The sequence below is a fragment of the Nocardioides sp. L-11A genome (assembly GCA_029961745.1).
Lineage (GTDB): Bacteria > Actinomycetota > Actinomycetes > Propionibacteriales > Nocardioidaceae > Nocardioides.
Genome location: CP124680.1, coordinates 4299797 through 4325939 on the forward strand (window position 1 = coordinate 4299797; position 26143 = coordinate 4325939).

The window sequence follows — 26143 nt, forward strand, 5'->3', positions numbered from 1 at the left end:
GGACCCGAGGCTGCTCTGGATTTAGGCAAGCCTTACCTTATGGATCCGACACGGCTTTGTCGACACCTTGTCGACAAGGGCGGGACCCTTGACGGGTCCGGGAGGCTGGACGGATGACCTCGGACCCCGGCAACGCCCTGCCCCCGCACGTGCTCGTGCTCTTCGGCGCGACCGGTGACCTGGCCTCCCGGAAGCTCTTCCCCGGGCTCTACCGCCTGGCGGCCGCGGGCCGGCTTCCCGAGCACGTCGAGGTGATCGGCAGCGGCCGCCACTCCCCCGGCAGCGACGACGACTTCCGCAGCCAGGTGCGCGACGCCCTCACCGAGTTCGTCGGCGACGTGGACGAGTCCGTGGCCGGGCCGCTGCTCGCGCGGACCCGGTTCGTGGCATCCTCCGCCGACGACGGGACCGAGCTGGCCCGGGCGGTCGCGGAGGCCGAGGACCGGATCCTCGCGTCCTGCGGCTGCCTGTTGGGCGACGTACGACGTCTCCTCTACCTCTCGGTGCCGCCCGGGGCCGTCAAGGGGATGGTCGGCATGCTCGGCCGCGAGGACCTCGTCGACCGATCCCGCCTGGTCGCCGAGAAGCCCTTCGGCACCGACCTCGCCACCGCCCGCGAGCTGCACGAGGTGCTCTGCTCGGCCTTCGCCGAGGACCAGGTGTTCCGGATCGACCACTTCCTCGGCAAGGAGGCGGTGCAGAACATCCTCGCGCTGCGCTTCGCCAACGGCCTGTTCGAGCCCGCCTGGAACCGGCACAGCATCGAGTCGGTGCAGATCGACGTACCGGAGCGACTGACGGTCGAGGGCCGCGGCAGCTTCTACGAGGGCACCGGCTGCCTGCGCGACATGGTCACCACCCATCTGGCCCAGCTGCTCGGCTTCGTCGCACTGGAGGATCCGCACGCGTTCCGCGCCTCCGCGATCCGGGCGGCGAAGGCCGCGACCTTCTCGGCGGTGCGGCCCCTGGACCCGGAGCGCGTCGTGTTCGGACAGTACGACGGCTACCGCGCCGAGCCCGACGTCGCCGCCGATTCGGAGGTGGAGACCTTCGTCGCGGCGGAGATGTGGATCGACAACGACCGCTGGCGCGACGTCCCGTTCTACCTGCGCACCGGCAAGGCGCTGGCCGAGGGCAACCGCACGATCACGGTCCGCTTCCGTGACCCGCGGCACCGGTGGCTCAAGCCGGAGGGCGGCGGCATCCCCGAGCCCAACGAGCTGGTCATCGAGCTCGCCGACCAGCCGCGGGTCGCGATCGACGTCCGCGCCAAGCGGCCCGGGCCCGACATGGCACTGGTCGAGGGCGTGTTCCGCCTCGACCTCGTCGACGACGTGCCCGGCGCCGACCCGCTGGAGGCCTACGAGCGGCTGCTGCTCGACGTGATGCGGGGCGACCGGACGCTGTTCATCAGCTCCGAGGAGGTGGACCGGCTCTGGGAGATCTTCCAGCCGGTCCTCGACCGCCGGCCGACGACGGAGCCCTACGCTTGTGGGACGTGGGGGCCGGCGTCGGCACTGGAGCTGCCCCTCGGCGGCTGGCGACTCGGCAACCATCCCGCCTCACCGAACGGTCAGTGATCCGGGCGGGACCACGCCTCCGACTGGGTGAGCCTGAACAGATAGGCCAGCGGCGGGACCACGACCACGACGGCCAACCCGACGGCGACGAGCAGCCCCTGCAGGGTCGCGGTGGCCCCGGCCGCGTCGGCGATCGTGACCTCGTCGACGAGCAGCCAGGGGTACTGACCCACGCCCCACCCGGAGACCACGGCGGCGACCGCGAGGACCGCGGTGACCCGCGCGACGGCGTACCTGCGGGCCCACAGCAGCGCCATCGTCGCCACGCCGGCCAGGCCCGCGAGCGCGACCAGCGGGGCGGCCCGGCCCTCGAGCCCCGCGGCCAGCGTGGGCGCGTCGCGGTCGATCGGCACCAGCGCGGCGAACACGACCACGCCGGTGACGGCACCGACGGCGAGCGCCCGGACGCGCAGCTCGTCGGCCAGCCGCTCCTGGCCGCTGCGCCGGGCGTCGGCGACCAGGAAGACACCGGCGAGGAAGGCGCAGGTCCCGACCGCGATCGCGCCCCCGAACAGCGAGGTCGGGTTGACCCACGACGCCCAGCGGTCGCCCGTGCCGTCGAGCGGCACCCGGCCGGACGCGATGCCGCCCGCGACCGTGCCGAGGAAGAACGGCGTGATGATCGACGAGGTGGCGAACACGATGCCGAACAGGCGCGCCTGGGCCAGGGTGGCGGCGTACTTGCGGAAGGCGAAGCTCGCGCCGCGCAGCACGATCCCGAGCAGGGCCAGTAGCAGCGGCAGGACCAGGGTCGCCATGGCCGCGGCGAAGGACGCGGGGAATCCGGTCCACCAGATGACCAGCACGTAGATCAGCCAGACGTGGTTGGCCTCCCAGACCGGCCCGATGCTGTGGTCGACCAGGGTCCGCAGCTCCGCGCCGCGCCGGCTGCTGCCCGCGGTGAGGTCGAAGAAGCCGGAGCCGAAGTCGGCACCGCCGAGGACGGCGTAGGCGATGACCCCGACGAAGAGCGCGGCCGCGACGGCCAGCTCGAGGCTCATCCCCTCACCTCCGGGACCTCGGGGGCGTAGGGACTGGGCAGGTCCGCGTCGCCCGCGCGCCAGCGGCGGGCCATCGAGCGGAGGACGACGACCGCGCCGACGGTCATCGCCGTGTAGACCACGGTGCTGATGCCGAGCAGCCACCACAGGCTCGCGGAGTAGTCGCCCACCGCCTCGGGCGTGCGCATGACGCCGTACACGATCCACGGCTGACGGCCGACCTCCGTGGCGATCCAACCCGCCTCGAGCGCGATGACGGCCAACGGCCCGGCCGCGGCGGCGAAGCGGAGGAACCACCGCTTCTCCAGCAGGTCGCGCCCTCGTCGGCGCTGGAACCAGAACCACACGACGGCGGCTGCGAGCAGGGTGCCGATGCCGACCATGGTCTGGAAGGCCAGGTGGGTCAGGTTGACCGGCGGGTGGTCCTCCTCGGGGATGGTGTCGAGGCCGGGCACCGGCTTGTCGGGTGAGTTCATCGCGATCAGGGACCCGAGGTAGGGGATGTCGATCGAGTACTTCACCTCGCCGTCGACCAGGATCCCGCCCAGTCGCAGCGGCGAGGGACTCTCGGTCGTCTCGGCCAGCTCGAAGGCCGCCAGCTTGGCGGGCTGCCGCTCATCGAGGCCGAAGCCGAGCACGTGCCCGACGAAGGGCTGGGTCACCGCGGCGATCGACGCGAAGACGAACGGGACCAGGAAGCCCAACCGGTGGTGCGCGTCGCGGCGCCCACGGAGCATGCCGACGGCGTACACGCCGGCGATGGTGAACCCGGCCAGCATGTAGGCGCCGACCCACATGTGGGCGAACTGCACGAAGGTCTGCAGGTTGAAGAGCACCGCCCACGGCTGGACGTCGGTGACCGCGCCGTCGACGATCCGGAAGCCGGTCGGTGCGTTCATCCAGGCGTTGACCGCGAGCACGCAGTAGGCACCGATGACACCGGTGATCGCCATCGGCAGGACCATCAGCACGTGCCGCTTCGGTGGCATCCGGCCCCAGCCGTAGAGGTAGATGCCGAGGAAGATCGCCTCGAGGAAGAAGGCCAGCCCCTCGAACGCGAACGGCAGCCCCAGGACGTCGCCGTAGGTGCCCATCAGGCCGGGCCAGAGCAGGCCCATCTCGAAGCTGAGGACCGTGCCGGACACGGCGCCGATGGCGAAGAGCACGGCCGAGACCTTCGCCCAGCGCTTCGCGAGCTCGAGCGCCACCGGGTCCTTCCGGCGGATGCCGATGAGGTGCATCGTGAAGATCATCGCCGGGAACGCGACGCCGAAGCAGGCCAGCACGATGTGCCAGCCGAGCGAGAGCGCCATCTGCTGTCGGGCGGGCAGCAGGCCCGCGGGCTCGGCCTCGGCGGCGAGGTGGGTGAGGGCGGTGACGACGTCGGGGGCCAGCACCCTTCGACCGTAGCCTTTGTGAATGCGTTCACAAAGTCGCCGCAGGTGTCACTTCCGCCACACCCCTGGGGTACGCCGACGGGCCGGTCAGCGGCGCAGGTCGGTGAGCGCGATCCGCACCGTCAGCGACTCCCCCGCCATCCGGATCCGGCCGCGCATGCCGGCCGCGAGCACCATCGGGAGGACCGCCTTGGTGTCCGAGGGTGCCGTCAGCACGATCTCCTCCGCGCCCGCCGAGCGCGCCGCGCGGGCGACGTCGGCGAGCAGCCGGGTGCCGACGCCGCGCCGGTGCCAGGCGGGGTCGACCCACAGGTCGACGGGCCACGGCGCGTCGCCCTCGGCCCGCGCGTACTCCGCCCGTCCGGCGACCTTGCCGCCCGCCAGCGCGGACACCACCTCGCCCGTGGTCACGAACTCCGGGTCGCCCGCTCCGGGCTGGTGCGGGGCGGGCGGCACCTGGGTGTCGAGGACCTCGCCGACTAACTCCGCGAGCGCGTGCGCCCGGGCCCGCTCGGTCGGGGTGAAGGGGGTGTCGCGGCGGATCTGGATCGTGGCCGACCCGCCGACCACCATCTCCAGCACGTCGTCGGCGCCGGTGCTGGGCGCGACGTCGGCGTCGAACAGGTGCGCCGCCACGTCGGGGAAGGACGCCGGCTGCGCGATGATCTCGCGCACGGCCCGGACGTATCGGGTCGGCTGATCCTCGAGTGCCGCCGTCGTGACCGGTGCGGCGGACACCGCGGAACCCCCGGCCCGGGTGACCAGCTCCTGGAGCTGGTCGCGGGTCCATTCGGGTGGCACCTGGAGCACCAGCTCGTCGGTCACGGAGGTGCCCTCGGGGAACACCTGGACCGTCACGATGTTGACCCCCGCCCGCCCGCAGGCCGCCGCCAGCTCGGCCAACGCCCCGGGGCGGTCGGCCAGTCCGGCTCGCACGCGCCACAGCATGTCCTCACTATGCCGGACGGAGGTCACGCCGCGCGATCATCGGTGTTTCATCGACCCGTCGCATCTGAACCCCAAAAACACGCCGACCCGTCGCGTTCGAACGCGACGGGTCGGTGTGGAGTGGATCAGTGGCCGTGACCGTGCCCGTGGCCGTGACCGGCCGCCTCGGGCTGCTCCTCCTCGGGCTTGTCGACGACCAGGGTCTCGGTCGTCAGCAGCATGCCCGCCACGGAGACCGCGTTGGCCAGCGCCGAACGGGTCACCTTGACCGGGTCGATGACACCCTGCGCGAGGAGGTCGCCGTACTCGCCGGTCGCGGCGTTGTAGCCGTTGCCGACGCCGAGCTCGCGGACCTTGTGGGTGACGACATAGCCGTTCTCGCCGCCGTTCTCGGCGATCCAGCGCAGCGGCTCCTCGACGGCCTTGCGGACGATCCGGACACCGACCGCCTCGTCACCGCTGAGACCGAGGTCGTCGTCCAGCGCGGAGGAGGCGTGGATGATCGCGGAGCCGCCACCGGGGACGATGCCCTCCTCGATCGCGGCGCGCGTCGCGGAGACGGCGTCCTCGATCCGGTGCTTCTTCTCCTTCAGCTCCACCTCGGTGTGGGCGCCGACCTTGATCACCACGACGCCGCCGGAGAGCTTGGCCAGCCGCTCCTGGAGCTTCTCGGTGTCCCAGTCGGAGTCGGAGGCCTCGATCTCCTTCTTGATCTGCTCGACGCGACCGTTGACGTCGGCGGCCTCACCGGCGCCGTCGATGATCGTGGTGTTGTCCTTGGTGACCACGATGCGACGGGCCTGGCCCAGCACGTCGAGGCCGACCTGGTCGAGCTTGAGGCCGACCTCGGGCGAGATGACCTGACCGCCCGTGAGCACCGCGATGTCCTGCAGCATCGCCTTGCGGCGGTCGCCGAAGGCCGGGGCCTTCACGGCGACGGCGTTGAAGGTGCCGCGGATCTTGTTGACGACCAGCGTCGACAGCGCCTCGCCCTCGACGTCCTCGGAGAGGATGAAGAGCGGCTTGCCGGCGGCGATGACCTTCTCCAGCAGCGGCAGCAGGTCGGCGATGGCGCTGATCTTGCCCTGGTGGATGAGGAGGTACGGGTCGTCGAGGACCGCCTCCTGGCGCTCCGCGTCGGTGACGAAGTACGCCGAGATGTAGCCCTTGTCGAACTGCATGCCCTCGGTGAACTCGAGCTCGGTCGAGGGGGTGTTGGACTCCTCGACCGTGATCACGCCGTCCTTGCCGACCTTGCCGAAGGCCTCGGCGAGCAGCTCGCCGATGTGGCTGTCGCGCGAGGAGACGGTCGCCACGGAGGCGATGTCCTTCTCGTCGTCGACGTCGCGGGCGGCGGCCTTGAGGGCGTCGGCCACGGCACCGGCCGCGGCGTCCATGCCCCGCTTGAGGCCCATCGGGTTGGCGCCGGCGGCGACGGCGCGCAGCCCCTCGTGGACCAGCGCCTGGGCCAGGACGGTCGCGGTCGTCGTACCGTCACCGGCGACGTCGTTGGTCTTGGTCGCGACCTCCTTGGTGAGCTGGGCACCGAGGTTCTCGAAGGGGTCGTCCAGCTCGACCTCACGGGCGACGGTCACGCCGTCGTTGGTGATGGTCGGCGCGCCCCACTTCTTGTCGAGCACGACATAGCGGCCCTTGGGGCCGAGGGTCACCTTGACGGTGTTGGCGAGCGCGTCGACGCCGCGCTCGAGGGCACGGCGGGCGTTCTCGTCGAACTCCAGGATCTTGGGCACTTCGTTCTCCTAGGGAGAGGTGGTTCGGTGATGTGGGAATCGCCGGTCAACCGGCGAAACTGTCACTTGTCGGGCGCTGCAACGCCCGACAAGTGACAGAACAACCGGTCGACCGGCGATTCCTGCAAGCCGGAAGGCTCGGATCAGGCCAGGACCGCGAGGACGTCGCGGGCCGAGAGGATGAGGTACTCCTGGCCGGAGTACTTGACCTCGGTGCCGCCGTACTTGCTGTAGATGACCTTGTCGCCCACCGCCACGTCGAGCGGGACGCGGTTGCCGTTGTCGTCGATGCGACCGGGGCCGATGGCCAGGACCTCGCCCTCCTGGGGCTTCTCCTTCGCCGTGTCGGGGATGACCAGACCAGAGGCGGTGGTCTGCTCGGCCTCGAGGGGCTTGACGACGATCCGGTCCTCGAGCGGCTTGATGTTGACCGACACGATGTCGACCTCCACTTTCTAAGACTGTGTCTGTGTGTTCTGCATTGGCACACTCGCGGTGAGAGTGCCAATGACGAAACTAGCACTCTCCGCAAGGGAGTGCCAGAGCACACCCCTAGGCGGACGTGATCACGACCAAAGTCGGTTGACCTGACGTCGGGGCGGGCCACTAGCGTTCTCGACATGTTTGCTGCGCTCGGCCGCTTCGTGACCCGTTTCCGTTGGTATGTGATCGGCGCCTGGGTGCTCCTCGCCGTGATCGTGGGCGCCGCCGCGCCCGCCCTCGAGTCGACCCAGGACAACTCCGAGTTCCTCCCCGACCACTACGAATCGATCCAGGCGCTGAAGCTGCAGGAGGACAAGTTCTCCGACGCCTTCTCCCCGGGCGCGATCCTGGTCATCGAGCGCAAGGACGGCGGCGCGCTGACCGCCGACGACCAGACCGCCGTCGCCGGGCTCGCCCAGGAGCTCGCGCCCACGCTCGGCAAGAAGACCTTCCAGCAGATGGTCATCGCGCAGAACGAGGTCGGCGAGCCGAACCTCTCCGAGGACGGCACCGTGCTGTTCGCGGTCATCCCGCTCGCCGACGGCGCCACCGGCTTCGACCCCCAGGCATTCGACGACGCCGAGAAGATGCGCGACGAGCTCGGCGACCTCACCGAGGGCACCGACCTCGAGGTCCGCACGACCGGAGGCGTGCCCCAGGGTCTCGACTCGCAGGAGTCCAGCGAGAGCACCCTGCTCATCGTCGGCATCGCCACCGTCGTCCTCATCGTCGGCCTGCTCGCCCTGATCTTCCGCAGCGTGCTGATCTGCCTCCTGCCGATCGTCGTGGTCGGCCTGGTGTCCTCGATCGCCACCGGCGCCATCGCCTGGGCCAACGACATCTTCGGACTCAAGGCCGACGCGTCGGTGCAGCAGATCCTCGTCGTCGTCCTCTACGGCGTCGGCACCGACTACATCCTCTTCTTCCTGTTCCGCCACCGCGAGCGGCTGCGTCAGGGAGCCGCCGTCAAGGACTCGGTCGTGCACAGCCTCGACCGCGCCGGCGAGGCGATCGCCTCCGCGGGCGGCGCCGTGATCGTGGCCTTCATGGCGCTGATCCTCAGCTCGCTCAGCATCTTCCGGGCCATCGGCCCGGCCCTCGCGATCGCGGTGTTCGTGACCCTGCTGGCCGCGCTGACCCTCGTGCCCGCCGTCGTCTCGCTGCTCGGCAAGGCGCTCTTCTGGCCGTCGAAGTCGTGGCAGAAGGAGCCGAAGCACGGCACCTTCATCAAGCTGGGCAACACCGTCGGCCGGCGTCCGGGCCTGACCGCCCTGGTCTCGGGCGGCGCGATGACGATCCTCGCGATCTTCGCGCTCAGCTTCAGCCCGTCCTTCGACTTCAACTCCAGCCTGCCCGAGGGCGTCGAGTCGACGGAGGCGATGAAGACCTTCCAGGAGCACTTCTCCGCGGGTGCCGCCGAGCCGGTGCCGGTCCTCGTCGATGCCGAGGGCGCCGACGTGACCCCCGACCAGCTCGAGGCGTTCAAGACCGCGCTCGGCGAGGCCGAAGGCGTCGACCAGGTGACCGGTCCGGTCCCGTCCTCGGACGGGACGGCCTACCAGTACTACCTGACCCTCCACGACGATCCCGTCTCGGACGCCGCCCAGGACAACGTCGGCGGCCCGATCCGCGACGCCGCCCACGCCGCCGCCCCCGAGGGCACCGAGGCGTACGTCGGCGGCACGCCGGGCATCTTCGCCGACATGTCCGCGGCGATGGCCCGCGACTACAAGGTGGTCTTCCCCGTCGCCGCGGCGGTCATCCTGCTGATCCTGGCGCTGCTGCTGCGCAGCCTGGTGGCGCCGTGGTTCCTGATGGCCGCGGTGGGACTCGGCTTCGCCGCGACCCTCGGCCTGACCGTGATCGCGTTCCAGTTCATCGGGGGCGAGTCCGGCCTGATCTTCATGCTGCCGATCTACATCTACCTGTTCGTCACAGCACTCGGCACGGACTACAACATCTTGATGATCGCGCGACTGCGCGAGGAGGCGCGCGAGGGTCGCGACCCGCACGGCGCGGCGGCCCAGGCCGTCACCCACGCCGGACCCACGATCGCCGCCGCCGGCGTGATCCTCGCCGGGACGTTCGCCTCGCTGATGCTCGGCGGCAACACGCTGATCGTGTCCATGGGCTTCGCGCTCGCCGTCGGCATCCTGATCGTGTCGTTCGTGATGTCGATGTTCTTCACGCCGGCGCTGACCTCGCTGCTGGGTCACGCCGCCTGGTGGCCGGGCCACGGCGACGAGAAGCGCGACGACGAGCCGGAGAAGGAGCTCACCCCCACCGCCTGACCCGGTCGACCCCGACCTGACAGGATCGGGACGTGGATCTCGACGACTTCCGGTGGCTGCTGACCGACGAGGGGCAGGCGCTGCTCGCCGAGGCCGCGGCCCTGGTCGCCGAGGGCGCCGCTCCGCTCGCCGCCGGCTCCGCGCTGCGTCGTACGACGACGCCGGAGCGGGCGGCGACGGCGCTCACCCAGGTGGAGCTGCGCGGACGAGCGGTCGCGAAGTTCGGCGACCTGGCACAGCGGATGTACTTCACCCCCGACGCGCTGGAGCAGGCGACCCGGCTCCGGGTCGCCCGGCACCGGGCAGGTCGGGCGACGGCGTTCGGGGCACGGACCCTGGTCGACCTGGGCTGCGGGATCGGCGGCGACCTCGTCGCGGCCGCCGAGGCGGGCCTCGTGTGCGCCGGCGTCGACCTCGACCCGGTCCGGGTGGCCGTCGCCCAGGCGAACCTCACCGTGCTGGGCCTGCCGGGCGCCGTCCAGGTCGCCGACGCGACGACGGTCGACCACCGCGGCTTCGACCTCGCCTTCGCCGATCCGGCCCGCCGCTCGGGCGCGGGACGCAGCTTCCGGGTCGAGGACTGGAGCCCGCCGTGGTCCTGGGTCGAGGAGCTGCTCGGCCGGGACGCGTGCGTGAAGGTCGCGCCCGGCATCCCCCACACGCTGGTGCCCGCCGGTGTCGAGGCCGAGTGGGTCAGCGACGACGGAGAGGTCAAGGAGGCCGCGCTGTGGGCCGGGCGGACCGCCACCGTGGCCCGCCGCGCGACCGTGATCGGCGCGGGCGGCCTGGCCACGCTCACCGACGAGGACGACCCGGGCATCGGCGCGGTCGGGGTGCGGGCGGTCGGCGACTATCTCTACGAGCCCGACGGAGCCGTGATCCGCGCCGGTCTCGTGACCGGGGTCGCGGCGGGCGTGGGTGGCGGCCTGGTCGACCCGAAGATCGCCTATGTCACCGCGGACCAGCCGTTCCGCACGCCCTTCGCCCGCGGCTACCGGGTCCTCGAGACCCTCCCCTACCGGGAGAAGCAGCTCAAGGCCGCCCTGCGCGAGCGAGGCATCGGCCGGCTGACCGTCAAGAAGCGGGGCGTCGACGTCTCCCCCGAGACGCTGCGCCAGCGGCTCTCACTTCACGGCGACGCCGAGGCGACGATCGTGCTGACCCGCGTGGCCGGCGAGGGCACCGCGCTCCTGGTGGCGCCCTTCTGAGCCGGCCTCACCGGCCCGGGCCCGGCAGGTCCATGGTGCGCCCGCCGCGGGCCAGCACGGCCCGCTCGCTGCGGATGACCGTCTTGTGCAGGTCCGCATTGTCGCCGCGCCGCACCCGGGCCGGCAGGGCGTGGCGTGAGGTCCGCGCGAAGGCGGTGGCGCCGCGCCAGGCCAGCGCGTGGGCCGGCGTCCACGGCAGGCCGTAGAGCCGGCGCACCTCGGGCGGCAGCATCCCGACCACGAGCAGGTTGGTCACCGTGACGCCCGGACGGGCCACCGGCGGCACCGGCATGTCGCGGGCGATGGCCCGGCCGACGGCGCGGGCCTCCTGCGTGAGGTGCATCCGCCCGGACGCGAACCAGTCAGCCATCCAGCGCTCGAAGTCCGTGGCCGTCGCGGGCGCCACCGAGCGCGGCATGCCGAACAGCTCGCCGAACCGGACCCAGTCGGCCCACAGGTCCTCCTTCTCCCCCGCGCTCAACGGCCGCACCAGGGTCTCGAAGGCGACCCGGGAGGAGTCCGCCAGCATCGCCATGGTCCAGAGCATGAGCTCGGGGTCGAAGGCGTCGTACGGCGTGCCGCGGGCGAAGGAGCCCTCGTCCTGGGCGAGCTCGCCCCGGACCCGGGTGTGCAGGTCGTGGACGGCGGCGAGCAGCCGGTCGGCCTCGGCCCGCGGGGCGAAGAAGATGGTCTCGAAGGCGAGCGCGGTGCGGGCCAGCCGCTCGAAGGGGCGCTCCTTGGCGAGCGTGGACTGGGAGGTGCCGACGTAGGGCACCGGGTGGGTGGCGCCGATGATCAGCGCCCGCTGGCCGTAGGTCTGCCCGACCGCGCGGTGCGACTGCACGAAACGCAGCATCGACCCCTCGGGGAAGTACCCGTCGCCGCCGCGCGCGCTGTCCATCGCCTCAGCCTGCCAGGACCTCGGTCACCGGGAGGCTGGAATCGGCAGGAAGGTCGAGCGCGGACGGCGCCCGCCCCCGCTCGACCATGGTCGCGCCGAGGGCCGCCACCATCGCCCCGTTGTCGGTGCACAGGCCCGGGCGCGGCACCCGGACCCGGATCCCGAGCCGCCCCGCACGCTCCTCCGCGAGCGCACGCAGGCGGGAGTTCGCAGCGACGCCGCCACCGATCATCAGGTCCTCGATGCCCTCGGCGCTGGCGGCGTCGAGGGCCTTGCGGACCAGTACGTCGCAGACCGCCTCCTGGAAGGAGGCCGCGACGTCGGCCACCGGCACCGGCTCGCCGGAGCGCTCCCGCGCCTCGACCCAGCGGGCGACCGCGGTCTTGAGACCCGAGAAGGAGAAGTCGAAGCGGTGCCGCTCCAGGTCGCGGCGGCTGGTGAGCCCGCGCGGGAAGTCGATCGCGACCTGGTCGCCCTCGCGGGCGGCCCGGTCGATGTGGGGACCGCCGGGGAACGGCAGCCCGAGCAGGCGCGCGACCTTGTCGAACGCCTCACCGGCCGCGTCGTCGATGGTCGCCCCCAGGGGAGCCACGCCGTCGTCGTACCCGGTGATGTCGGTGACCTTGAGCAGGCTGGAATGGCCCCCGGAGACGAGCAGCGCGAGGCACGGCTCGGGCAGTGGTCCGTGCTCCAGCTGGTCGACGGCGACGTGGGCGGCGAGATGGTTGACGCCGTAGATCGGCTTGCCGAGCGAGAGCGCGAGCGCCTTGGCCGAGGCGACGCCGACCAGCAGCGCGCCGGCGAGTCCGGGGCCGTGGGTCACCGCGATCGCGTCGACGTCGCCCAGGGCCACCCCGGCGGTGTCGCAGGCCCGCTGGATGGTCGGGACCATCGCCTCGAGGTGCGCCCGGCTCGCGACCTCCGGTACGACGCCGCCGAAGCGCGCGTGCTCCTCGACACTGCTCGCCACCGCATCGGCCAGCAGGGTCTGGCCGCGGACGATGCCGACGCCGGTCTCGTCGCACGAGGTCTCGATGCCGAGCACCAGGGGTTCGTCGCGGGTCACGGGACCATTGTGACGGGTGTCGCCAGCACGAGGGCGGTGGTGCCGTCGCGGTAGTAGCGCGCCCGCTGCCCGAGCTCGCTGAACCCGTGCCGTTCGTAGAACCGCCGGGCGGGTGTGTTGTCCTCGCGCACCTCCAGCAGCAGCCTCGTGGCCCCGCCCCGGGCCGCGACGGCGTGGACGCCCTCCAGGAGGGCCGTGGCGACGCCGGCGCGGCGCAGCGGGACCGGGACCGCGATCCGCTGCAGCTCGGCGTCCACGTCGACCACGCTGACCACGGCGTAGCCGGCGAACCTCCCGTCGTGCCCGGCGACGACGAGACCGACGGTCGGCAGCAGGCCCGCGACACCCTCGCCGATCAGGTTCGCCGACCAGGGGTCGAGCGGGAATGCCTCGGCCTCGAGTGCGACGATCGCGGCGACGTCGGCCTCGGTCGCCGCTCGCACGGTGGTGCGCTCGCTCACGGACGGCGACTCATCGCGCCCGGGCGACGGCGTCGGGGCGGCGGAGGTAGAGCGGCTCGGGCGGCAGCACCGCGACCCGCCCCTCGGCGACACCCCGCGCCAGCCAGGCTGCGGACGGCCGCTGCGGGCCGCGGGCGTCGGGGAACGCGTCGGGGTACAGGCGCGCACCCTCCCCGACGACGGGGCCGTCGGTGGCGAGCACGTCCGGCTTGTCGACGACAGCCTCGTCCAGGCGCATCCCCCGGCCGTCGTACGACGCGCGGTAGACCTCCTTGCGCCGGGCGTCGGTCGCGACCACGAAGTCGCCGCTCACCGTGCCCTCCGCGACCGCCTCCAGGGCCAGGGCGTCGAGCGAGCACACCCCGTGGACCGGTACGCCGAGCACGTGGGCCATCGTGCGCGCCGTGACCAGGCCGACCCGGAGCCCGGTGAACGGGCCCGGACCGACGCCGACCGCGAGGCCGGTCAGCTCGCCGGGGCGGGCGCCCGCCTCGGCGAGCACCCGCTCGATCAGGGGCGCCAGCTGCTCGCCGTGCCGCATCCCCTCGGTGAAGGTCGCCGCGGCGACGACGCCGGTCCCGTCGTGGAGCGCGACGGTCACCGTCGGCGAGGCCGTGTCGAAGGCGAGCAGCACGCCCCGAGGCTACCGTCGCGGTCGCTACTTCCAGACCTTGACGTAGTCGACCTCGAGCGTGGTCGGCGCCCGGGTGCCGCCGAGGAAGGTGTTGACGCCGCTCCCGCTGAGCAGCTGGGAGAAGCTCATGATGAAGCGCTTGCGGAAGCTGGGGGCCCCGGCGGTGTTGGTCAGGCAGGTCCTGCCGTCCACCGAGATCGTCAGGCGGTCGGCGGTCCAGTCCAGCGTGTAGGTGTGCCACTGCCCGCGCGGAGCCAGGCAGTCCCAGGCGGTGTTGAGACCGTGCCGGGCGCCACCGTTGTCGTTCCACGTGTAGTGCAGGAAGGGGATCGCCAGGTCCGGGTAGGCCGCGTAGTTCTCGACGATGTCGATCTCGCCGGAGGCGGGCCAGGTCGCGTCCGAGCTGTAGCGGGTGTCGGGCCACAGCCAGAACGCCTCCTGCGGTCCGGCGTAGGACACCGCCTGGGACTTCATCCGGGCCTCGAACCGGCCGTACTGCTGGCTCCACCGCCAGAACGTGTTGACCGACCCGGTCACATAGGAGGCCCGGGTGCCGTCCTTGCGCAGCGGGCACTGGTCGGCGCGGTCGGCGGGGCGCGCGGTGAGCCGCAGCGAGCCGCCGCTCACCGCGACGGTCTCCGGCGTGTCGACCATGCACGCGGCACCGCTGGTGGTGCCGTCCATGACGTGCCAGGAGCCCCGGTCGAGGGCGTCGCCGTCGAACTGGTCGACGAAGGAGCACTGATAGCTGCCGCCACCGGCCCAGCCGGGCCGGTCGGGCACTGTGCCGCAGGCATCGCTCGGCCTCGGCTTCGCGGCGGCCGGCTCCGCCGCCGGCTCCGTGACGGGGGCCGGGGCCACCGTGCGGGCCCGGCTGGTGCGCCCGTCGGAGACGACGCGGTAGTGCCGCGGGCGGTCCGGGGAGCGCAGGGTGATCCGGAAGGTGCCCCGGCGCGACGCACGGTCCCGGCCGACCGCCTTCCAGCCGGCGCGGGCGCGTACCTGCAGCCGGACGGCGGCTCGCGGCCGCGCCTTGCCGGTGAACACGAGGCTCACACCGCCCTGCCGCGGCTTGTCGAGCGCCGGCGCCTTGCGGTTGCCGGCCTCGGCCGCGGGCGTGGCCAGCCCCCATGCCACCAGGCACATCATCACCAGCACGGTCAGCGTCCGAGCGCGCACCATCACCATCGGTCCCCCAGTCGAGTGGTCTCGCGGACGACGCTAGGAAAACAGCGCCCCCGCGCGGCACCACCGTGCAGCCGGGTTCTGTGGCCCCAAACGACGAGTGGTCCCAGGACGTTCGTCCCGGGACCACGCTGGCCGATCGGTCACCCGCCGGCCATCACCCATATCGGTGATCGTCGCTCAGCATCGCGTGTTCACTGCCACACCTTCACGTAGTCGACCTCGAGCGTCGAGGGCAGCACCGAGGAGCTGGCGATCTTGTTGACGCCGGAGTCGCTGATCAGCTGCGAGAACGCCATGATGAAGCGCTTGCGGAAGCTCGACGCGCCGTCGGTGTTGATCAGGCAGGTCTTGCCGTCGACCTTGATGATCAGCTTGTACGCCGTCCACTCCAGCGCGTAGGTGTGCCACTGTCCGCGGGTCGCGGCGCAGTTCCAGGCGGTGTTGAGGCCGTGCCGGGCCCCACCGTTGTCGTTCCACGAGTAGTGCAGGAACGGGATCGCCAGGTCCGGGTAGGCCGCATAGGTCTCGACGATGTCGATCTCGCCGGAGGCGGGCCAGAACGCGTCGCTGCTGTAGCGGGTGTCGGGCCACAGCCAGAACGCCTCGTGCGCCCCCGGTCCGCGCGCGACGTCGGACTTCATCCGGGCCTCGAACCGGCCGTACTGCTGGCTCCACTTCCAGAAGGTGTTGACCGCGCCGGTCGCGTACGGCGCCCGGGTGCCGTCCGCCCGCTGCGGGCAGGTCGCGGCGCCGCCCGAGGGCCGGGCCGTGAGCCGGAGGACCCCCGAGCCCACCGACACCGTCTGCGGGTTGTCGAGGTTGCACGCCAGGCTGCCGCTCGGCCCGTCCATGACGTGCCAGTACTGGCTGTTGAGCGTGGTGCCGTCGAACTCGTCGACGAAGGAGCATTTGTAGAAGCCGATCAGGTTCGGGCGGCGGACCCGCGGCCCGCAGGCGTCGCCCGAGGCGACGGCGGTCGCGACCGCCCCCGCCGTGGCGACCGGGGCTGCCGCCCTGGTCTCCGGCATCGCCTGCACCTGGAGGCCGAGCAGCAACAGCACCGCCGCGGCCAGTGACAGCACACGTTTGATCCCCATGATCCCCATGTCCCTCAGATCCCCCTGCGCTTCGTCCACCGCGACCGTCGCGGGTGGGCTCACCCGGACCTTAGGGGAAGAAGTGGGTCGACTGGAACCAGTTCCAGTCGCGATTGAGATGCCCCGGTCGGGCGTCGAGGTCGTACGACGTGGCTGGTGACAGCTGTGGCGCGGGTGTGCTAGAGCGCGAGATCCGCGTCGAGCCAGCGGGCGCCGACGGCGTCGATCTCGACGACGCGCGGGTCCGCCTCGGGGTCGCCGCCGGGGTCATCGGTCGCGTCGCCGGTGTCGTCCGCCGCCTCTCCGGTCGCACGGGTGATCCGGACCTCGAGCCGGGCCTCGGCCAGCCCCTCGGCGAGCCCGGTCCCCCACTCGACCACCGTCACGGCCTCGTCGAGGTCGGTGTCGAGGTCGAGGTCGTCGAGCTCGGCGCGGCCACCGAGGCGGTAGGCGTCGACGTGGACCAGCTCGGGACCATCCCCCAGGGACGGGTGCACCCGGGCGATGACGAAGGTCGGCGAGGTGACCTGGCCCCGGACGCCGAGCCCTTCGCCGAGCCCCTGGGTGAAGGTGGTCTTCCCGGCGCCGAGCTCCCCGCTGAGGACGAGCACGTCGCCGCGGGTCAGGCGCGCGGCCACGCGCCGGCCGAGCTCGCGCATCGCGGTGGCGCTCGCCACGTCGAGGAGGACGGGCGCCGGGCGCGCCATCTCGACGTACGGCGCGTGCCGGGCCGTCTCGACGAAGCCCATGTCACGCCAGAATCCGGCGGTACGGGGCAGCTCCTGACGGGCCAGGATCACGACCCGGCGTGCCCCGCCGCGAGCCGCCTCCAGCAGCCCGGAGCGGACCAGGTCACGGGCCAGTCCCCGACCGCGGGCGGCCGGGTCGATGCCGAAGCGGCGCAGGTAGACGGTCTCGCCCTGCTCGCCGACCGGGTCGAGGACCACAGCGCCCACCGGCCGCCCGTCGTCGAGCACGAGGAGTCCGCCGCCCGGCGCCAACATGGCGGCGATGGACCCCTCGGTCTCGGCCAGGGCGTCAGCGGGCGGGTCGAGTGGAGGGCGGCCGGCGAACGCGGCCCTGACGACGGCCAGCACGTCCGCGGCGGCCTCGGGGCCGACGCGCCGGGTCTCGAGGCTCATCGGGCGGCTGCCCTCGCGGACGCGGCGGTGATCAGCTGGTCGAGCTCGGCGTTGACCAGCTCGTGGCGCTCCATCAGCACCATGTGCCCCGCCCCTTCGCACTCGAGGAGCCGGGACCCGGGGATCCGGGACTGCAGCTTGCGGGAGTGGCCGATCGAGGTCAGCCGATCGGCGGTGCCGCAGATGACCGAGGTCGGGACCCGGCCCAGCACCTCGACGAAGTCGAACTTGTCGAGCCCGGCGAAGTGGGGGAAGAAGTCGGCGAGCACCTCGAACGGCGTGGCGGCCAGCATCTGGTCGACGAACTCGACGTATCCGCGGGGCACGTCGCCGCCGAACGCGAACCGGTCGGTGGCGACGGTGGCCACCGAGCCGCCGGCCCGGCGCACCGAGTCGACCGCGCGATGGCCGAGGTGCAGGGTGCGGACGACGCCCCTGGCGACCGGCCCGGCGAGGCGGGCGGGCACCATCGGGAGCAGGATCCGGGTCGGGTCGAGGCCACCGGCGGTCGTCGAGATCAGCCCGATCCCGACGACCCGGGGGCCGATCAGCTCGGGGTACTGCTCGGCGAACGCGACGATCGACATCCCACCCATCGAGTGGCCGACGAGTACCACGGGACCGTCGGGCGCGACCGCCTCGATCACCCGGTGCAGGTCGCGCCCGAGCTGCTCGATGGTGGAGTGGGCGCGGTCGGAGTTGCCGGAGCGACCGTGGGAGCGTTGGTCGTAGTAGACCGCGCGGACCAGGCCGCGGTACGCCGCGCGCTGGAAGTGCCAGCAGTCGAGGTTCAGGCAGAAGCCGTGGACGAAGACGACGGTGACGGCCGGCGGGTGCCCCTTCGCCCTCCGCACCGACCCTCCAGCCGACCGACCCGCCGACCGACCCGCCGACCGACCCGGCGTCGCGGACTCGACCTCGTCGATCTCGACGTGCAGCGGAAGGCCGTCGTCGGCCACCACGGTCACCGGCGCGGAGCGCAGCGTCCCGAAGGGGATCTCCTCGCCGGCGCGCCGGCTGATCGCCCGCTGCTGGCGCCGGATCCCGACGGCCGCCGTACCGGCCGCGGCGACGCCGAGCGCGCCGGCGAGCGACCCGATGATCCGGCCCCGGCGGCTCACGCGCCCTGCTCGTCGAGCTCGTGGAGGTAGGTGCGCGTCATCCGGCCGCCGATCCGGGTCACGATCTCGTAGTTGATGGTGCCCGCCGCCTCCGCCCAGTCCTGGGCGGTCGGCCCGCCGGCACCGCGCGGGCCCAGGACGACCACGTCGCTACCGGGCTCGGGCCGGTCGCCGCCGAGGTCGACGACGAACTGGTCCATGCAGATGGTGCCGCGGACCGGGCGCAGCTTGCCGTCGATGCCGACGGTGGCCTGCTGGGGAGCGCCCGGGGACGACGCATGTCGGGGGATGCCCTCGCCGTAGCCCACGGGGACCAGGCCCACGGTCGTGGCGTGCTCGGCGACCCAGCGGTGGCCGTAGGACACCGCGTCGCCGGGAGCGAGGTCCTTGACCAGGGCGAGGGGCGCGTGGACGGTCATGGCGGGCACCAGCCCGATGTCGGTGGCCTGTCCGGGTGCGGGGTCCAGGCCGTAGAGGGCGATGCCACAGCGGACCGCGTCGAAGCGGGCGCTCGGGCGCAGCAGCGCGGCCGCGGAGTTGGCGAAGTGCCGCAGCTCGGGGCGCAGGCCGTGCTCGCCGGCGAGCGCGAGGGCCTCGCGGAAGGCTTGCTCCTGGCGGTCGTTGGCGGGGTGCTCGGGCTCGTCGGCGCAGGCCGGGTGGGTCCAGATCCCGGTGATCCGCCAGGTGCCCGCTGCCTCGCCCGCGGCGGCGCGGGCGAACAGCGCCGCCCACTCGCCACGGCCGGCGCCGGCGCGGGACATGCCGGTGTCGAGCTTGAGCTGGACCCGCGCGGGCTCGGTGCGGCCGGCGAAGGCTGCGGCCATGGCATCGAGCTGCCCGACGCTGTGGGCGCTGACGTCGATCCCGGCGGCGGCCGCCGCGGCGTAGTCGGCCTCCGGCCCGCCGATCCAGCACAGCAGCGGTCCCTCGATCCCGCCGGCCCGCAACGCGAGCGCCTCCTCGACGGTGGCCGTGCCGATCCAGTCCGCCCCACCCTGCTGCGCGGCCCGCGCGCTCGCCAGCGCTCCGTGGCCGTAGCCGTCGGCCTTGACGACGGCGACCAGCGGGACGCCGGCGGTCGCGCGCAGCAACCGCGCGTTGGCTCGGATGGCCGCCAGGTCGACGACGATCCGGGCGGGGCCGAGCGGTGGGCGGGACATGGTCGAGGCCATGGTCCCATCGTCCCATCAGGGGGTGGTGAGACGTGCGAGCAGGGCCGGAAGGGCCGCCGCGACGTCGCCGGCGACGATCGGGCCGTGCCGGGCCGCGAGGGTGGCGGCGGCGCCGTGCAGCCAGGAGCCGACCGACGCCGCGTCGTACGGCGTGAGGCCGGTGGCGAGCAGTGCGCCGACGACGCCGCCGAGCACGTCGCCCGCGCCGGCCGTGGCCAGCCACGGGGTGCCGGTCGTGGTGACCCGCGCCGCGCCGTCGGGCCGCGCCACGACGGTGCGGCGCCCCTTGAGGAGCACCACGGCGTCGTGGGTGCGGGCGGCGCGGCCGGCGTGCTCGAGCCAGTCGGCCTCGACCTCGGCGCGGTCGACGTCGAGCATCCGGGCCAGCTCGCCGGCGTGGGGCGTGAGGACCGCCGGGCGCCCCCGGGCCAGGCCGGCGAAGGCCAGGGCGTCCGCATCGAGAACCAGCGGGACGCCGTCGGCGACCGAGCGGCGCACGGCGTCCTCGGCGCCCGCGTCACTCCCGGAGCCGACCACCCATGCCTGGACGCGGCCCGGGCCGACCACCTCGGGGTGCGCGGCCCGGACCAGGTCGAGGGCGACCGGGTCGCCGTCGTAGCGGACCATGCCCGCCAGTCCGCAGGCCGCGCCCGCCACGCTGAGCAGCGCGGCGCCGGGATAGGCGGCCGACCCGGCGCGGACCCCGACCACGCCGCGGGTGTACTTGTGCGCGTCGGGTGCCGGGCGCGGGAGCAGCGCGGCGACGTCGGCGGCCTGGAGAGCCTCCACCGGCGCGGCGGGCAGGTCGAGGCCGATGTCGACCAGATGGACCGCGCCGCAGGCTCGCGCGGCGGGGTCGACCAGATGGCAGACCTGGTGGGTGCCGAAGGTGACGGTGAGGTCGGCGGTGACGTGCGGCCCGTCGATCCGCCCGGTGTCGACGTCGACGCCCGACGGGACGTCGACGGCGACCACCGGGATCCCGGCCACGTGCGCCAGCGCCGCGACGGCCTCCGGCCGCAGCCCCGGGCGCCCGCCGATGCCGACGATCCCGTCCACCACCACGTCGAACCTGTTGCGGTTGGGGACCAAACCGCGCAATTCCGGGGTCGGAGCATGCAGTCTCTGCCCAATCGACGCCCATGGCACGGCACGCCCGCCGGCGGCTCGGAGCGCGTCGAGGCCACCGCGATGGGCTGCGTCGGAGAGCAGCCAGGCCTCCACCTGGACGCCGCGGCGGGCGAGCAGCGCACCGGCATACAGCGCGTCGCCGCCGTTGTCGCCCGATCCGACGAGCAGCAGCACCCGGCGTCCGTACGCGGAGCCGAGGAGGTCGAGGACGGCGTACCCCAACCCGGCGGCGGCGCGTTGCATCAGTGCCCCCTCGGGGAGCGCGGCCAGCAGCGTGGCCTCGGCCGCACGGACCTGCTCGACGGTGTGGGCGCGGATCACACCCCCACTCTGGCACGGCGTGCGGCTCAACGATCCAGGAAGTGCGTCCCCACCGCGTCGAGCAACGGGTTGCCGCCGTCGGGGTCGTCGCCGTAGTTGAGTGTCCACACGATGGTGCCACCGGCACCGCCGGCGCGCGCGTAGGCCGCCTTCGCCGCGATCGACCTCTCGTCCTCGTAGGAGAGGAACCCGGCCGGCTTCAGCCCCGGGTCGGCCGACGGCACGTAGCCGCCCGCGTAGGTGCGGTACGTCGACGACGCGGCCGCGTCCCAGTGCTCGACGCCGTGGGACAGGTAGCCGAGCTCCTTCAGCCTGGTCCAGGACAGGGCGGCGTCGTTGGTCTCGTAGACGTCGTTGTCCTTCGTGGACTGGCGCGGTCCGGTGATGCCGGGGCCGAAGTAGATGCCGTAGAAGCCGATGCCCATCCCGATCTTCTCCCGAGGCGCACCCGAGAGCTCGTAGGCGTCGATGCTGCTGTCGATGCTCACCGGACGGGCCGGGCCCTCGTCGTCGAGCGCACCGGAGAACCACGACTCCCATCCGGCGCCGTTCCAGGTCGTGCCGATGCCGTACGACATCAGGTTGTACTGGTCGACCAGCCAGGGCAGCTCGGCCTGCCAGTCGGCCACCTCGCCGTCGCGGAGCTCGTTGGTCTTCACCGCGTACCCGGGGAAGGTGACCAGGCCGGGGTCGGTCCGGTAGCGCGGCCGGGTGGCCATCTCGGCCCGCACCTCCACGATCAGCGCCCTCAGGCGCCGTACGGCTTCCTCGGTGGTGATGTCGACGCCGCACTCCCAGGCCTCGCCGCCCAGGCAGTTCTCCCAGTCGACGTCGACGCCGTCGTAGTCGTGCGCGACGAGGTAGTCCACGACGTTGCGCACGAAGCGGGACCGCACCGCGTCGGCCGTGGACGCGACGAACCCGCGCCCGTCGAAGCCGTCACCGCCGAGCATGAGCAGCGCCTCGACACCGGCCGCGTGGGCCTTCCGGACGAGGTGGTCCTCCACCGTGGTGCCCGGGTAGGGCGAGGCCGCGGGATCGTGCGCAGAGCCCGCGCCAGGCACGATCTCGCCGGGCGCGCCGTCGAGCGAGCCGCCGCCGGGCGCCACCCGGCCGAACACGAAGTGCGTCAGGTCGCCCATCTCGACCTCGTCGGGTCCGTACTCCTGGTCCCAGAACCAGCCGGCGTAGTAGCCGGTGACCCACGGCATGGTCCGCGCCGGACGGACGGCGATCGTGGTCGGTTCCGACGTCGCGCCGACCCCGACCACGCGGTACGTCGTCGTGGTCCGTGGGGTCGCGAGCAGGACGGTTCTGCCCGCGCCGTCCTCCACCCCGTCGCCGACCCGCCGCCAACCCCCGTCGGTCAGGGCCTCGAGCGCCACGGGGCTGCCCGGCCGGGCAGGTGTGAAGGTCGCGGACACCGGCAGCCGGGTGTGCGGGTCGGTGGAGGTGGGGGCGGACACCGCGGCGGTCCGCGGGCCGACGACGGCTGGCGCCAGCCGCACGCGGACGACCCGGGAGTGCCGACCGCGCACGCTCACCCGGTAGGAGGCGTCGGCGGCAGGCGTGATCCGGAAGGCGAAGCGACCGGTCCCGGTGGCGCGCTGGCGGTTGACCTTCGCCCAGCGTCGGCCCTCCCTGCGCTGCAGCACGACCCTCGACCGGGGCGCCGCCCTCCCCCGCAGCCGCACCGGGACGCCCGGCGCGACCGCCTCGGCCGGGCCGGTCAGCGTCGGACGCGGCCCCGGTCGCACGCTCTGCGCCGTCGGGACGGGAGCCGCCAGGCCGAGGGAGACCACGAGGCACACGACGAGGCAGGTCAGGAGCGCGACGACACGGCAGCGCGGGGACGGGTGAAGGGCTCTGCTCACCCTTCACCCTGACGCGCGCGCCGGCCCGGTCGACAGAGGCACGGGTCCCGTTCTCGCGGGCGCGGGGTCCCGGATCAGCTCTCCAGCACGACCACGGCGGAGGCGATGCCGCCGTCGTGGGTCAGCGAGAGGTGCACCGACGTCACCCCGAGCGCGTCCGCCTCGGCGAGCACGGTCCCGCGCAGCACGAACCGCGGGCGGCCGGAGTCCTCGGAGACGACCTCGGCATCGTGCCAGGACATCCCCCGCGGCGCGCCGAGCGCCTTCGCCAGCGCCTCCTTGGCGGCGAAGCGCGCCGCCAAGGATCGGATGTGCAGGTCGCGCTCGGGCTCGGTGAACAGCTTGGTCACCAGGGCCGGGGTACGCCGGCACGACTCCTCGAAGCGGGCGATCTCACACACGTCGATGCCGACGCCGATCACGGGCATCGCGTCATTCCACCGTGACGGACTTGGCGAGATTGCGCGGCTGGTCGACATCGTGGCCGAGCACGGTCGCGAGCTCGCAGGCGAACAGCTGGAGCGGGACGATCGCGACCAGCGGCTGGAGCAGGACGGGCACCTTCGGCAGCCGCAGCAGGACGTCGGCGTACGGCTCGATGGCGGTGTCGCCCTCCTCGGCCAGGCAGATGGTGCGGGCCCCGCGTGCGCGGACCTCCTGGATGCCGCTGAGCATCTTGCCGTGCAGGTGGTCGCGGCCCTGGGGAGGCACGACGCACAGGACCGGAAGGCCGTCCTCGACGAGCGCGATCGGACCGTGCTTGAGCTCGCCGGCGGCGAAGCCCTCGGCGTGGAGGTAGGCCAGCTCCTTGAGCTTGAGCGCGCCCTCGAGGGCCACCGGATAGCCGGCGTGGCGGCCGAGGAAGAGCACCGAGCGGGTCGACGCGTGGTCCGCGGCCAGGGCGTAGACCTGCTCGGCGCCGTCGAGCACGGTGTCGATGTGGTCGGGCATCGCCTCGAGGTGGCGCATGATCTCGTCGATCTCGTCGCCGAAGCGGGTGCCCTTGACCTGGGCGATGTAGAGCGCGAGCAGGTAGCAGGCGACCAACTGGGTCAGGAAGCCCTTCGTCGACGCGACGCCGATCTCGGGCCCGGCGTGGGTGTAGATCACCGCGTCGGACTCGCGCGGGATCGAGGAGCCGTTGGTGTTGCAGATCGCGAGCACCTTGGCCCGCTGGCTCCGGGCGTGACGGATGGCCTGGAGGGTGTCGGCGGTCTCGCCGGACTGGCTGATCGCGACGATCAGCGTGGTCGCGTCGATGATCGGGTCGCGGTAGCGGAACTCGGAGGCGAGCTCCACCTCGACCGGCGTGCGGGTCCAGTGCTCGATGGCGTACTTCGCGACCATCCCGGCGTAGAACGAGGTCCCGCACGCGATGATGATGATCTTGTCGACGTCGCGCAGCTCCTCGTCGGCCAGGCGCATCTCGTCGAGCTGCAGCTGCCCCGACGGCGTACGCCGCCCGATCAGCGAGTCGGCCACCGCGCGCGGCTGCTCGAAGATCTCCTTGCGCATGAACCAGTCGTGGCCGTCCTTCTCCGCCGACGACAGGTCCCAGTCGACGTGGAAGCGGCGGGCCTCGACCGGTCGGCCCCGGAAGTCGGTGACCTCGACCGCGTCGCGGGTCATCACGACGATCTGGTCCTGCCCCAGCTCGAGCGCCTCGCGGGTGTGCTCGATGAAGGCGGCGACGTCGGAGCCGAGGAAGTTCTCGCCGTCGCCCAGCCCGACGACCAGCGGCGAGTTGCGCCGCGCGGCGACGACCTTGCCCGGCTCCTCGGCGTCGATCGCGACCAGGGTGAACGCCCCGTCGAGCTGCTGGCAGACCCGCTGCATCGCGGTGGTCAGGTCGACGCCGGACTGCACCTGCAGCTCGACGAGGTGGGCGACGATCTCGGTGTCGGTGTCGGAGAGCAGCTCGTGGTCGTCGGCCTCGACCCGGGCGCGGAGGTCCAGGAAGTTCTCGATGATGCCGTTGTGGACCAGCGCGATCCGTCGGGCGGCACCGGTGTGGGGGTGCGCGTTGCTGTCGTTGGGCGGGCCGTGGGTGGCCCATCGGGTGTGCCCGATGCCGATCTCCGCGGCCGGGATCGGCGACTCGCTGAGCACCTTCTCGAGGTTGGCGAGCTTGCCGGCGCGCTTCTCCACGGTCAGCGCACCGTCGTGGACGACCGCGATGCCCGCGGAGTCGTAGCCCCGGTACTCCAGCCGTCGCAGACCGTCGATGACGGCGTCCTCGGCCGACCGTGGCCCGACGTACCCGACGATCCCGCACATGATCCGCCAGTCTAGGCGCCGTCCTCCCGAGCCGCGTCGTCCGGATCGGGGACGCGCCGCCGAGACCGCCGGGAGCGGCTGGAACAATCGGCGCCATGACGACGGGCACCCCGGCGGACACCCACCTCGGCGAGGAATCGTCGCGGGAGGCCTCGCCGTACGTCGAGCTGGACCGCGCGACCTGGGCCAACCTGGCCCACGAGTGGCAACAGCAGGGCAGCCCGCTGACCAGCGACGAGGTGGTCCGGCTGCGCGGTATCGGAGACTCGCTCGATCTCGACGAGATCCGCGACGTCTACCTCCCGCTCTCCCGCCTGCTGTCGCTGCGCGTCAACGCCGCGACCCGGCTCCACCACGAGCAGGAGCAGTTCCTGCATCGCCGTACTCCCCCGCGCACGCCCTTCGTGATCGGCCTCGCCGGCTCGGTCGCCGTCGGCAAGTCGACCGCCGCGCGGGTGCTGCAGCAGATGCTGGCCCGCTGGCCCGAGCACCCCAACGTCGCGCTGGTGACGACCGACGGCTTCCTCTACCCCAACGCCGCGCTCGAGGAGCGCGGCCTGCTCGAGCGCAAGGGCTTCCCGGAGTCCTACGACCGCCGTGCGCTGCTGAAGTTCGTCATCGACATCAAGTCCGGCATCGACGAGGTCGAGGCTCCGGTCTACTCCCACCTCGTCTACGACGTCGTACCCGACGAGAAGGTGGTCGTGAAGCGGCCCGACATCGTCATCGTCGAGGGTCTCAACGTCCTCCAACCCGCGCGAGTGCGCGAGGACGGCCGCACCGGCCTGGGGCTGTCGGACTTCTTCGACTTCTCGATCTTCGTCGACGCCAACACCAACCACATCCGGGAGTGGTACGTCGACCGCTTCCTCCGGCTGCGCGAGACCGCCTTCCGCGACCCCAACTCCTACTTCGCGAAGTACGCCGCTCTCAGCCACGACTCCGCCGTCGACGAGGCGCGCCGGATCTGGGACGCGATCAACGGCCCCAACCTCGCCCAGAACGTGTTGCCCACCCGCTCGCGCGCCACCCTGGTGCTGCGCAAGGCGGCCAATCACGCGGTGAAGTACGTCCGGCTCCGCAAGATCTGACCGGCCGC

22 protein-coding genes are annotated in these 26143 nt (G+C 72.7%); 4 read left to right on the forward strand and 18 right to left on the reverse strand.

Going from position 1 to position 26143, the window contains the following annotated elements:
• Nucleotides 1-113 precede the first annotated feature (113 nt).
• Nucleotides 114-1580: a glucose-6-phosphate dehydrogenase gene (gene zwf / locus QJ852_20685; protein WGX95559.1), complete on the forward strand. Its 1467-nt coding sequence runs from the start codon at nt 114-116 to the stop codon at nt 1578-1580.
• Here the strand turns inward: zwf and QJ852_20690 are convergent.
• From QJ852_20690 to groES, 5 genes are all read right to left on the reverse strand, one after another.
• Nucleotides 1574-2581 (reverse strand): cytochrome d ubiquinol oxidase subunit II, encoded by a 1008-nt coding sequence (locus QJ852_20690; protein WGX95560.1) that lies wholly within the window; start codon nt 2579-2581, stop codon nt 1574-1576. The genes zwf and QJ852_20690 overlap by 7 nt on opposite strands.
• Entirely contained in the window at nt 2578-3978 is a 1401-nt protein-coding gene (locus tag QJ852_20695) for a cytochrome ubiquinol oxidase subunit I (protein ID WGX95561.1), read from the reverse strand. Before QJ852_20695 ends, QJ852_20690 begins: the two co-directional genes overlap by 4 nt.
• Nucleotides 3979-4065: 87 nt before the next feature.
• The gene (locus QJ852_20700) at nt 4066-4926 is read right to left on the reverse strand and encodes a GNAT family N-acetyltransferase (GenBank protein ID WGX95562.1); all 861 of its coding nucleotides are present in this window, start codon (nt 4924-4926) and stop codon (nt 4066-4068) included.
• 125 nt (nt 4927-5051) lie between these two features.
• Nucleotides 5052-6677 (reverse strand): chaperonin GroEL, encoded by a 1626-nt coding sequence (gene groL / locus QJ852_20705; protein WGX95563.1) that lies wholly within the window; start codon nt 6675-6677, stop codon nt 5052-5054.
• A gap of 143 nt (nt 6678-6820) precedes the next feature.
• On the reverse strand, nt 6821-7114 hold the full coding sequence (gene groES / locus QJ852_20710; GenBank protein WGX99489.1) for a co-chaperone GroES: 294 nt from the start codon (nt 7112-7114) through the stop codon (nt 6821-6823).
• Nucleotides 7115-7297: 183 nt separating this feature from the next.
• Here groES and QJ852_20715 point away from each other — a divergent pair, with 183 nt between their 5' ends.
• Together QJ852_20715 and QJ852_20720 are read left to right on the forward strand one after the other, a co-directional pair.
• Nucleotides 7298-9451, forward strand: coding sequence for an MMPL family transporter (locus QJ852_20715; GenBank protein WGX95564.1), 2154 nt, complete (start codon nt 7298-7300; stop codon nt 9449-9451).
• 32 nt (nt 9452-9483) lie between these two features.
• Nucleotides 9484-10659 (forward strand): class I SAM-dependent methyltransferase, encoded by a 1176-nt coding sequence (locus QJ852_20720; GenBank protein WGX95565.1) that lies wholly within the window; start codon nt 9484-9486, stop codon nt 10657-10659.
• Between the two features lie 7 nt (nt 10660-10666).
• On the opposite strand, the gene QJ852_20725 is transcribed toward QJ852_20720, so the two are convergent.
• The 13 genes from QJ852_20725 to glmS form a co-directional block, all read right to left on the reverse strand.
• Nucleotides 10667-11560, reverse strand: coding sequence for an oxygenase MpaB family protein (locus tag QJ852_20725; protein WGX95566.1), 894 nt, complete (start codon nt 11558-11560; stop codon nt 10667-10669).
• 4 nt (nt 11561-11564) lie between these two features.
• Complete coding sequence (gene tsaD, locus QJ852_20730) at nt 11565-12626, reverse strand: tRNA (adenosine(37)-N6)-threonylcarbamoyltransferase complex transferase subunit TsaD (protein WGX95567.1); 1062 nt, start codon at nt 12624-12626, stop codon at nt 11565-11567.
• Entirely contained in the window at nt 12623-13087 is a 465-nt protein-coding gene (gene rimI, locus QJ852_20735; protein ID WGX95568.1) for a ribosomal protein S18-alanine N-acetyltransferase, read from the reverse strand. Before rimI ends, tsaD begins: the two co-directional genes overlap by 4 nt.
• 10 nt (nt 13088-13097) lie before the next feature.
• Nucleotides 13098-13721, reverse strand: a complete 624-nt coding sequence (gene tsaB, locus QJ852_20740) for a tRNA (adenosine(37)-N6)-threonylcarbamoyltransferase complex dimerization subunit type 1 TsaB (protein WGX95569.1) — start codon at nt 13719-13721, stop codon at nt 13098-13100.
• Between the two features lie 24 nt (nt 13722-13745).
• Entirely contained in the window at nt 13746-14909 is a 1164-nt protein-coding gene (locus QJ852_20745; protein WGX95570.1) for a glycoside hydrolase family 16 protein, read from the reverse strand.
• Between the two features lie 191 nt (nt 14910-15100).
• Nucleotides 15101-16006, reverse strand: coding sequence for a glycoside hydrolase family 16 protein (locus QJ852_20750; GenBank protein ID WGX95571.1), 906 nt, complete (start codon nt 16004-16006; stop codon nt 15101-15103).
• Nucleotides 16007-16185: 179 nt separating this feature from the next.
• A complete protein-coding gene (tsaE, locus tag QJ852_20755) occupies nt 16186-17148 on the reverse strand; it encodes a tRNA (adenosine(37)-N6)-threonylcarbamoyltransferase complex ATPase subunit type 1 TsaE (protein WGX95572.1) in 963 nt (320 codons plus the stop codon).
• Entirely contained in the window at nt 17145-18269 is a 1125-nt protein-coding gene (locus QJ852_20760; protein WGX95573.1) for an alpha/beta hydrolase, read from the reverse strand. Before QJ852_20760 ends, tsaE begins: the two co-directional genes overlap by 4 nt.
• Complete coding sequence (gene alr / locus QJ852_20765; GenBank protein ID WGX95574.1) at nt 18266-19441, reverse strand: alanine racemase; 1176 nt, start codon at nt 19439-19441, stop codon at nt 18266-18268. Before alr ends, QJ852_20760 begins: the two co-directional genes overlap by 4 nt.
• Before the next feature lie 15 nt (nt 19442-19456).
• Nucleotides 19457-20893, reverse strand: a complete 1437-nt coding sequence (locus tag QJ852_20770) for an NAD(P)H-hydrate dehydratase (GenBank protein ID WGX95575.1) — start codon at nt 20891-20893, stop codon at nt 19457-19459.
• Nucleotides 20894-20919: 26 nt separating this feature from the next.
• Nucleotides 20920-22767 carry a glycosyl hydrolase family 18 protein gene (locus QJ852_20775; GenBank protein WGX95576.1) on the reverse strand — a complete coding sequence of 616 codons (1848 nt, stop codon included), beginning with the start codon at nt 22765-22767 and terminating at the stop codon, nt 20920-20922.
• A gap of 74 nt (nt 22768-22841) precedes the next feature.
• A complete protein-coding gene (locus tag QJ852_20780; GenBank protein ID WGX95577.1) occupies nt 22842-23195 on the reverse strand; it encodes a holo-ACP synthase in 354 nt (117 codons plus the stop codon).
• A 4-nt stretch (nt 23196-23199) separates the two neighbouring features.
• Complete coding sequence (glmS, locus tag QJ852_20785) at nt 23200-25044, reverse strand: glutamine--fructose-6-phosphate transaminase (isomerizing) (protein WGX95578.1); 1845 nt, start codon at nt 25042-25044, stop codon at nt 23200-23202.
• 95 nt (nt 25045-25139) lie between these two features.
• On the opposite strand from glmS, the gene coaA reads away from it, so the two are divergent.
• Nucleotides 25140-26135 carry a type I pantothenate kinase gene (coaA, locus tag QJ852_20790; protein ID WGX95579.1) on the forward strand — a complete coding sequence of 332 codons (996 nt, stop codon included), beginning with the start codon at nt 25140-25142 and terminating at the stop codon, nt 26133-26135.
• Nucleotides 26136-26143 lie beyond the last annotated feature (8 nt).